Origin of the sequence: Roseobacter sp. EG26, assembly GCF_049830555.1 — a bacterium.
GTDB lineage: Bacteria > Pseudomonadota > Alphaproteobacteria > Rhodobacterales > Rhodobacteraceae > Roseobacter.
Genome location: NZ_JBNBLH010000032.1, coordinates 1 through 8,657 on the forward strand (window position 1 = coordinate 1; position 8,657 = coordinate 8,657).

General features: G+C 55.4%; 8 protein-coding genes and 2 pseudogenes. 6 read left to right on the forward strand and 4 right to left on the reverse strand.

Annotated elements, in window-relative coordinates; genetic code table 11:
• From ACOTTU_RS24675 to ACOTTU_RS24690, 4 genes and pseudogenes are all read left to right on the forward strand, one after another.
• Window positions 1-178: pseudogene (locus tag ACOTTU_RS24675) on the forward strand (histidinol dehydrogenase); the annotation flags it as partial.
• A gap of 16 nt (window positions 179-194) precedes the next feature.
• Window positions 195-1,232 carry a LacI family DNA-binding transcriptional regulator gene (locus ACOTTU_RS24680; RefSeq protein ID WP_425662160.1) on the forward strand — a complete coding sequence of 346 codons (1,038 nt, stop codon included), beginning with the start codon at window positions 195-197 and terminating at the stop codon, window positions 1,230-1,232.
• 11 nt (window positions 1,233-1,243) lie between these two features.
• On the forward strand, window positions 1,244-2,374 hold the full coding sequence (locus tag ACOTTU_RS24685; RefSeq protein WP_425662162.1) for a hypothetical protein: 1,131 nt from the start codon (window positions 1,244-1,246) through the stop codon (window positions 2,372-2,374).
• Between the two features lie 12 nt (window positions 2,375-2,386).
• Window positions 2,387-3,088 (forward strand): alpha/beta fold hydrolase, encoded by a 702-nt coding sequence (locus ACOTTU_RS24690; protein ID WP_425662164.1) that lies wholly within the window; start codon window positions 2,387-2,389, stop codon window positions 3,086-3,088.
• A 472-nt stretch (window positions 3,089-3,560) separates the two neighbouring features.
• On the opposite strand, the gene ACOTTU_RS24695 is transcribed toward ACOTTU_RS24690, so the two are convergent.
• The 3 genes from ACOTTU_RS24695 to ACOTTU_RS24705 all read right to left on the reverse strand — a co-directional run bounded on the left by ACOTTU_RS24695 (window position 3,561) and on the right by ACOTTU_RS24705 (window position 7,133).
• Entirely contained in the window at window positions 3,561-4,025 is a 465-nt protein-coding gene (locus ACOTTU_RS24695) for a hypothetical protein (protein ID WP_425662166.1), read from the reverse strand.
• 229 nt (window positions 4,026-4,254) lie between these two features.
• Window positions 4,255-6,129 carry an FAD-dependent monooxygenase gene (locus tag ACOTTU_RS24700; protein ID WP_425662168.1) on the reverse strand — a complete coding sequence of 625 codons (1,875 nt, stop codon included), beginning with the start codon at window positions 6,127-6,129 and terminating at the stop codon, window positions 4,255-4,257.
• Between the two features lie 257 nt (window positions 6,130-6,386).
• A complete protein-coding gene (locus tag ACOTTU_RS24705; RefSeq protein WP_425662170.1) occupies window positions 6,387-7,133 on the reverse strand; it encodes a helix-turn-helix transcriptional regulator in 747 nt (248 codons plus the stop codon).
• Window positions 7,134-7,221: 88 nt separating this feature from the next.
• Between ACOTTU_RS24705 and ACOTTU_RS24710 the strand changes: the two genes are divergently transcribed.
• The gene (locus ACOTTU_RS24710) at window positions 7,222-7,617 is read left to right on the forward strand and encodes a RidA family protein (RefSeq protein WP_425662172.1); all 396 of its coding nucleotides are present in this window, start codon (window positions 7,222-7,224) and stop codon (window positions 7,615-7,617) included.
• A gap of 140 nt (window positions 7,618-7,757) precedes the next feature.
• Here the strand turns inward: ACOTTU_RS24710 and ACOTTU_RS24715 are convergent.
• Window positions 7,758-8,273, reverse strand: a pseudogene (locus tag ACOTTU_RS24715) (tyrosine-type recombinase/integrase).
• A gap of 203 nt (window positions 8,274-8,476) precedes the next feature.
• Here ACOTTU_RS24715 and ACOTTU_RS24720 point away from each other — a divergent pair.
• The coding region (locus ACOTTU_RS24720) for a hypothetical protein (RefSeq protein WP_425662174.1) at window positions 8,477-8,657 on the forward strand (181 nt) is incomplete at its 3' end.

Consider the following 8,657-nt stretch of genomic DNA (forward strand, 5'->3'; position numbering starts at 1 on the left):
CTATCAGAAGGTTCTCACCGATGAGGCGGCCGCAGAAATCGGGGCTTATGGCTCGCGTCTGTGCATGCTGGAAGGCTTTGTCGGTCATGCGGAGCAGTGCAATCTGCGTGTGCGACGCTATGGCGGGATCAATGTCCCATATGGTGAAGGCGCGCCCTATCGGGATACGACGAAATAGGAAACGAGCGAAAAACATGGGTTCAGCACGCATAACAACATATGATGTGGCAAAGGCGGCAGGTGTGAGCCAGCCGACAGTCAGCCGCGTCTTCTCCCGCTCCGCCTCCGTTGATCCTGCCAAAGTGGAACGCGTGCGCGCAGTTGCGCGAGAGTTGGGCTACATCCCCAATCTGGTCGCGAGGTCGCTGAACTCTGGCAACTCATTTCGGATTGGCATCGTTCTCGCCTACCTAAAAAACGGATTCTTTGGGGAAGCTCTGCAGGACCTTTCAAAGGCGCTCAACAAGCAGGGTTACTCCGTTACGGTCTATTTCGCGGGCAACAGCTCGGACGAGGTTGATGCGATTATTGACGATCTGTTAGCCGATCAGGTGGACGGCATCGTGTTGGCCTCTATCAGCCTGTCCAACAAATTGGTGGCGCGGGTGCGGAAGTCGGGCATTCCCTGCGTCTTGTTCAATCGTGGCCAGTCAGATCCGGATGTATCCATGGTCACTGCCTCGAATTTCGAGGGCGGCAAGCAAGCGACGGAATTTCTGATCAAGGCGGGCCACAGCCGTATTGCCCATCTGGCCGGTTGGCGCAAGGCTTTGAACGGCGTGGATCGCAGCAACGGGTTCATGGCAGCAATGCAGGCGGCGGGACTAGAGCCGCTTGCATGCGTGGATTGCCACTTCCGCCGGAATGTCGCGATGGCGGAAACGCGGAAACTCTTTGCACAAGCGGAAGTGCCGGATGCCCTGTTCGTCGCCAATGACCATATGGCCTTTGGCGTGCTGGAAGTTTTGCGCGAAGAGTTGGGGTTGAGCGTGCCGGAGGACGTTTCGGTGATCGGTTATGACGACGCGCCGATGGCACAGTGGAAGACTTTTGATCTGACCACAGTCCGACAGCCATTGCCGCAAATGATCGATGCAACTGCCAAGATGCTGCTTAGCGAAATATCGGACACGAAGCACAAGCCGCAAAAGGTCGAGATCCCCGGCGAGCTGATTATTCGCGGCACGGCTCGCATCCCCGCCGGATTGCATAGAACGAAAACCGAAACGTAGGACCAAAGGACATGACCAGGATTTCCCAAACCGAGGCCGACGCACGACACATCAAGCGCAGCGACTACCAATCTTGCGCAGTGGCTTTCATCGATTGCAAGAAACCGGGCTCACATCTGAAACAGAACTATTCGATCATTGGCCCCGGTGTGACATCCTCGAAAGAGCAGGTCATCAATCTACCTGAAGCACATGGCTTCAATATTGGTGCGGCAGCGATGCCGCCGGGGATCACCAACAATCTCCACATCCATTTTACGGCCGAAGTTTTCATGGTCTATGATGGTGAGTACACATTCCGCTGGGGACCGAACGGTGAGAATGAATTGGTTGGCCGCCCCGGCGACATCATCTCGGTGCCCACATGGATTTACCGTGGATTTGTGAACAGCGGAACAGGGGACGGCTGGATTTTCACGACGCTTGGTGGTGACAATACAGGCGGGGTCATCTTCCACCCCGACATCATTCAAGAGGCCGCAGGTTTTGGGCTTTACCTGTCCAAAGACAACGTGCTGATCGACACAAGCAAAGGCGACCCTGTTCCGAGCGCTGAACAATGTATCACGCCCATGGCCACCGAGGAGGTTGCGTCACTGCGCGCATACAGCCCGGAAGAGATGCGGCAACGGGTGGTGAGCACAACAGATCGTGACTTCCGTCCCGCCTTCATAGATATGGGATTGACGGACTGCGGCGCTGAGATTGCGCCCGTCATTGGCCACGGTATCACCCAGAACCGCGATCATACGGCCAGAATAAGCAATCCGCATGGATTTTCGATGGAGTGGCTTCGAGTTCAGCCGGGGCAATGGGTCTCGCCGTTTACACTGGATGAGAAGATGGTTGTGATCCCGCGCGAAAGCGGGGTGCGCGTAGTGATGAATGACGATGGCAATGTCTCCGTCGATGTGGGCGCGTGGGAGACGTTTTCAATCCCAGAGGGTGTCTTGCGCGGATTTCAAAATACCGGCGCCAAGACCGTTGAGCTGCTTTTGATTGTCGCAGGTGACCATCAAAAGCGCCCCAAATTCCGAGGCGATGTGATCGAGGCCGCGTTCGCGAAGGGCCATGCGCTTGATGCGCAGGGCTATGTTGCCGCCGCTCATTTGATCCCGAGTTATGGAATGGTCGCTGAATAGTCGAAACCTGCCATGACACACCCCATCGTTGATCACTGGGTTCTTCTACCCGGCACGCTGTGTACGCCCGACGTGTTCGCGCCGGTTCTTGATTACCTGGGTGTGTCCGTCGCAAACCAGATTGTCATCGAACTCAATTCGCCGCATTTGCAAGATTATGAGGGGCCATTGCGCACTGCCGTCACGGACGGCGCAATTGTCTGCGGGTTCAGTCTGGGCGCGATGGTCGCTGCGCATAATCTTCACGCGATGGCGCGTGCAAAGGCCATCGTTTTGTTGGCATGTAATCCATTCCCTGATCCAGCGGGTAACCGCGCCAATCGTGAAGCTGCGCGCGACCACATTCTTGCCAGAGGCGCGCGCGATTGGGTCATTGAAAACTGGCATTTGATGTCGTCTGACACAAACTCAGAGCGTCTGGATCGCGTCGCGTCCATGGCTGAAAGCACATCTCATCTGATTGCCGCGCAGACAGAACTTGCAGCCTCCAGACCTGGAGCGGCAGAGCAGCTGACCGCGACCAACTTGCCACTGGTCTTCGTGGCCGGCTCAATGGATCAACTGACACCGCCCGACCTTGTGCGCCCGATCGCAGAACGCGCCGCGCGTGCTGTCATCGAAATTCCTGAGGGGCTCGGTCATTTCGCGCTGCTGGAAGCGCCCGATCAAGTGGCTTCTGCAGTCACGGACGGCCTGACCGTGTTGCTGCCGTAACCCAACTCTGAAAACTGACCTCACGACAAGCCAACCCATTCCGGCTGCTGCTTGAACGACTGCGACAAGTAGATATGCCAATCGTTTGCGACGCCATCGAAGTCGCTCAAGGGAGGCGCGGATTTGGTCAGTTCACGAAAGGCACGATGAAGCATTGCAGGTCGGGCTTGCCCGCCATGATGGGCCGGGCTCGGACGCGGGGATCGCAGGTCTGCCCCCCACCGAGACGGACGAGTGATCAAGGCCCGGGGCTGGACTATCTTCGCGCAATGGCGCGGGCCAAATCCCGCTGTCGCCGTTGTGCAAGACATGGTTTTGTCCATGTGCACAAGCTGTGCACCAAAGTCACCATCATGGGACTGCAAGTGAATGAGCACGGCCTTGTCCAAGGTCGGCTTTGGGCCATCCCTCTCTGCGGAACATTGGCCTCCTGACGCTGTGCTGCGCCGCCTCCGATGACTGCAACGAGCCCTTACTTACCAATTTGGGCCATAACAAGTTCCGGCGGTTCTGCGGTGATTACATCGATCGTGTGATCAAGAGTATTCAGTTGGTAATGTAATAAATTTCCTGGAAAATGGTCAGTCGCCGAAGTCGCTGCCGACACATAATCTAGAAAGTGTGACTTAGAATAACTGCGCAATCGTCCACCCTTAAAAACTTCATCAGTGACCGTATTGATGAACATTTCATCAGTTACACTGTAACTTACGAAGTTAGCGAATTTAAATGAGTAACGGTCTGATTTCGGTGGGACTTCGATTGATCGAACACCTTCAATTCCCGCGATGGTATGTGGGTCGTCAAATACTTTTCCTGCCCCAGCATGAAATTCCAGCAAGCTGCCGCACACAGGAAAAATTTCAACTGTTCTCAAGTACTCACACTGCTCAATAATCGTTGCCAAAGGGTGTGTCAGATCTTTAGGAAGTTTCATGTACCTACCCTACGATGGAGCCTGTTTTCAATTCACGTTACCACAAACGAAAATGGCTAACAGTGCGGTTGCAGCCAAAGCTCACTTCGTCCGCAGGACTTAAGATTGTGTGGCTCTTGATTTTGCGCTTGCAGCGAATAGCAGCCATGCGGAATTGAATGCAGCATCGAAGACGGATGTTGGATGTCGGCTCTGGGCCGCTTTTGAAGTGGGTCAGAATTCTGTTCTTTTAGTCTGGACGCAACTGCGCCGGGCAGATGTGCCCAAAGAAGCTGTCAATGTCTTCTACATGCGAGACTGGCGCGACCATTGACACATATTGATCCGGCCTGACCACAAGTACGGCACCTTTTTCGCGGTCAATTCTGCGCATGTCGAAGATATCTTGAGGGCCTAGGCCGGGACAAAAGACCTTTTCGTAGTCCGTCAAACCCAAGGCGCCTTTCGTCGGGCGCAACAGGGGATGGAGTTTTGTGATATCAAGCGCGCGATGGCTTTGCTGGAAAACGACTCTGAGGTCGATAACCGCATCGATATCTGCTTTCTTTGGCGTCACTCTGGCCAGAAGGCCGGTAGAAAGCCGCTCGCAGAACCCCGCGACCGGACCATCCTTCTCACCGATGTCAGCCCTTGGAGCAAAGGCGATGATCCGCCAACGGCCATCGGCTTTGAGAACGTGACCAAGCTGTATCGGTTTCGCATCAGCAAGACGGATCACTGGCGCAGAGTGAAACCGTTTCCCGACAACATACCCTTCGGCTAAGGCCTGATGGCGATTTCTCCCCGTCAACATTGAGGGATCATAGCGGGTCTCCACGCCTGCGGTATAGCGACCGTGTTTCTTGAAATACGACTGAAATTGCGCGGCTTCGGCGTCGGTTTTAGGCTTTTCGCTAAAAAGCCGCGCCATGTCCTTGTCGAAGTCGATCAGCTCCTTGGCTTTCCCGCGGCGCTCCTCAGAATAGGTATCGAGCACCGCAGGCACGGCCTGACCGCGCAGAACCGCTGCGAGTTTCCACCCGAGATTGAACGCGTCTGCCATTGAGACGTTCATGCCCTGGCCAGCTTTTGGGCTATGTGTGTGGCAAGCGTCCCCTGCAATAAAGAGGCGTGGCCTAACCGATCCCCTGTCTTTTGCGGAAACATCGTCAAAGGTATCGCAGAGGCGCTGTCCGATCTCATAGGCTGACCACCAGGCCACTTCTGCCACCTCGAATGCATAGGGCTGAAGAATTGCGCGCGCTTTACCGATCAACTGTTCGGACGTGATGTTTCTATCGGCGGCGCGTTCTGCCTCGTCAAGAGCATCAAGCTCGATGTAGAGCCGAACCATATATCCACCTTCGCGGGGAATGATCAGAATGCTGCCCTGATCCGCCGATTGAATTGCGCATTTCAATCGGATGTCCGGAAAATTTGTGCGTGGCAGCACATCCATTACGCCCCAAAGCTGGCGCGCGGATTGACCCTTCAAACTGTGACCCATCTCGGCGCGAACCTTACTGCGCGCGCCATCACAACCAACGAGGTATTTTGCCCTGATCGTTTCGTTTCCGCTTTCTTGGTCGAGGCAGGCAAAGGTGGCTTCGATCGGGTGCGTGCCTTCCGCATGCCGTCGTACCGAAAGCAGTTCGCGATTGTAATCGGGGCGTAACCGACATGGCGATTTGGCCATGAAGTCCAAGTAGAAATCATGCACGCGGGCCTGACTGAGGATGACATGCGGCATTTCGGATAGATCGTCCTCGACATCCTGAATACGGTCCGCGCGGGCAAGACGCGCTCCGTCGGAACCCGGACGCCAGAAACTCACTTCGTTTACGTGATAGGCTTCCTTGATCACCTTTTCCGCAAAGCCAAAAGCCTCAAACATTTCAATGGACCGGCATGCGATCCCATCAGCCTGACCGAACTGCAAAGGACCGGATTTGCGTTCTGCGATGCGCACAGAAATGTCACTGAAGACGCTAAGCTGAGAAGCAAGCGTCAGGCCCGCTGGGCCGCATCCGACGATCAGTACGTCTACGTCTCCAGCAGGAACTTGGGCGCGCTCCAAAGATACGGACGGATCGCCAGGTCGAAAGCCTTCAAGATGATATTGCACTTGTACACCACTGGGTCGCAGTCAAAACAGCCTTGTCACTTATCTGCATTTTTTGAGGTTTTCTGCCATTTCGAAATTGCCATCGTCAGTCTAAGATGTTCACGCTCTACTTCATAGACATCAGAGCAGACCCTTCTTGCAAGCGGCACGACGGGTAATTCTTACCTTCGTCCCAAGCCTTCTACCAAGGGACTATGCTGCAACCCGCGCCAACGACCGCTTTCAGAAGATGCCACGCGGGAATGTATGTATCTTCATCAAGACGGCACTGATGCTGACGTGCGCTGGTGCATGATCTCGCTATAGGGGCAGACATCTTCCTCAAATGGGACGTGGCGGCGGCGGAAACGGGTGTCTTCGATCACCTCGGGCGCACTGATGCGGTCCATGCGGAAATGGCGAAAGTCATTGCGGGTAGGATCCCAGGCCACCAGATACCATAGCGGGAGCAGGATCAACATGGCTTGCGGCTCTACCTCGCGGTGGGTCTCTCGGCCTTTGGCGTCGCGGTAGGCAAAGCGGATTGAATTCCTATTCAGAAACGCCGTCTCGAACGTGGGCAAAAGGGCAGCGTCCATTCGGCCCATATCGGACAGGTCTTGTAACGGCGAAAGTTGCCCGATGTGCAAGCACTCCAGAAAGGCGCGCAGATCCTTGACCTTGTCTGACGGTAGTGCGCGCTCGATCTTGGCCAGGCCCGCATCCGCCAATTCTGAGAATGGCAGATTGCCCGCAACCCGCATTGCCGCAACGCTGATCAATAGCGCAAAGACCTCTGGCACGGACAGGCGTGCGGTGGTTTGCATCGATTGCGGGTCCAGTTGCAGGCCGCCGCCGCGCCCGACATCCGAGTAAATGACAAACCCCTCATCCCGCAGCGCACTGATGTCGCGCAGTATTGTGCGCCGCGATGCGCCCACTTCAGTGGCAAGTTCATCAACTGTGCTGGTGCCGTTGCGGCGAAGGTTGCGCACGATGGCGTCTCGTCGGGTGCGAATATTCATGCGAGCAGCTTATCATAAATAGTGACATATTTTGGCACTATTTGATTTTAGGCAGTTTTCAGCGACATGAAAGCATGGAGAACCAATCATGGAACGTACCGCAGTGAACCCTTGGGACTGGTCATTGAAGCTTGGCTACAATCAGGCCGAGGTGATCGAAGGCGCCAAGCGTCAGATTATTTGCGCCGGTCAAACGGCCGTTGACGTCAACGGCGCACCGCAACACGCTGACGATATGCGCGCTCAAGTCAGCCTCGCACTGGACAATCTGGAGGCAGTTCTGACCGAGGCTGGTATGAATTTGAGCAATGTCACCCGCCTGGGCATCTTCACAACGGATGTGGATGAAGCACTGAAGAATTTCGATCTAATGGGGATACGGTTCGGGCCGCACCAGGTTTCCCCTCCGATGACCCTGCTGGGTGTGACGCGACTGGCGCTTCCCGGGCTCATGTTCGAGATTGAGGCGACAGCTGCTGAATGACACTATCAAGGCGGCTATTGAGGATCGCACCTCCAATGGCCGCTTTGCCCTGCGATCTGTAAGTTCGGCAAGCCTGCGATATTGCGCTCGCGGCTTGTGTTGGCAATGCGGACTTCAACTGCAGCATCGGAGCCTCCTGTTCAACGGTAGGAAAGGGCCGCCTGTGAAGACGGCCCAGACATCTGGATTTCAATAGCTTCTGCAATAGCCAGGACGTCTTCAAGCTCAACACCAAGATACCTAACCGTGCTGTCCATCTTCGTGTGACCTAGCAGCAGTTGGACGGCACGGAGATTGCCGGCTTTCTTGTAGATTTGGGTGACCTTCGTCCGTCGCATCGAATGAGTCCCGTAGGCCGCCGCTTCGAGTCCGATCGAAGTGACCCAATCGCGGACAATCTGCGCATACTGGCGGGTCGAGATGGGAAAGCGCTCGTGGAACCGACCTGGTCATAGATACTCAGAGCCGACCATAAGCTCATCCTCCACCCGCTCTTTGACAGAGGCATGGGTTCCTTCAGAAATCTCGAACCTTATTGGTTTCTGCGTTTTGTTCTGCAACATAGACGCCTGTCCCTTGATCTGACCTGACGCCATGACATCGACGACCTTCAACTTCACGAGGTGGCAACCGCGAAGCTTGATGTCGATCGCCATGTTAAACAGCGCCAAATCACGATGGTTCTCGGCCAGTTCAAGTCGAACTCTGATTGCTCAAACGTGTTTGGGCTTCAGCGGGCGCTTCTGACCGACGATGCGACTCGTGTTCCAAACGGGGCGAACTGCGCGAATAGCAGGTAAGCTTGGTATTCCCATGACTGATCCTCCGATCCGCCATGCCCTCCCAAAACGACAACTCGATGTTGACCAAGGTAGCATATCACAGGATGCTGCGTCGCATCCCGGGTCCGGTCAGAGCCGAGGCTGTGTGGAAACTCCGGATGATGTATGCTTCTGGTCAAATACTGGAGGCGGGCATGTCAGGGTATATCGAGGGTGTGGAGCGCGGTCAGGCGACGCTTTTTCCGGACAGGCTTGAGG

What these genes read in the sequence shown, in the direction of transcription:
- ACOTTU_RS24680 (WP_425662160.1), top strand. Translation starts at nt 195, where the DNA reads ATGGGTTCAGCACGCATAACAACATATGATGTGGCAAAGGCGGCAGGT.
- ACOTTU_RS24685 (WP_425662162.1), top strand. Translation starts at nt 1,244, where the DNA reads ATGACCAGGATTTCCCAAACCGAGGCCGACGCACGACACATCAAGCGC.
- ACOTTU_RS24690 (WP_425662164.1), top strand. Translation starts at nt 2,387, where the DNA reads ATGACACACCCCATCGTTGATCACTGGGTTCTTCTACCCGGCACGCTG.
- ACOTTU_RS24695 (WP_425662166.1), bottom strand. Translation starts at nt 4,025, where the DNA reads ATGAAACTTCCTAAAGATCTGACACACCCTTTGGCAACGATTATTGAG.
- ACOTTU_RS24705 (WP_425662170.1), bottom strand. Translation starts at nt 7,133, where the DNA reads ATGAATATTCGCACCCGACGAGACGCCATCGTGCGCAACCTTCGCCGC.
- ACOTTU_RS24710 (WP_425662172.1), top strand. Translation starts at nt 7,222, where the DNA reads ATGGAACGTACCGCAGTGAACCCTTGGGACTGGTCATTGAAGCTTGGC.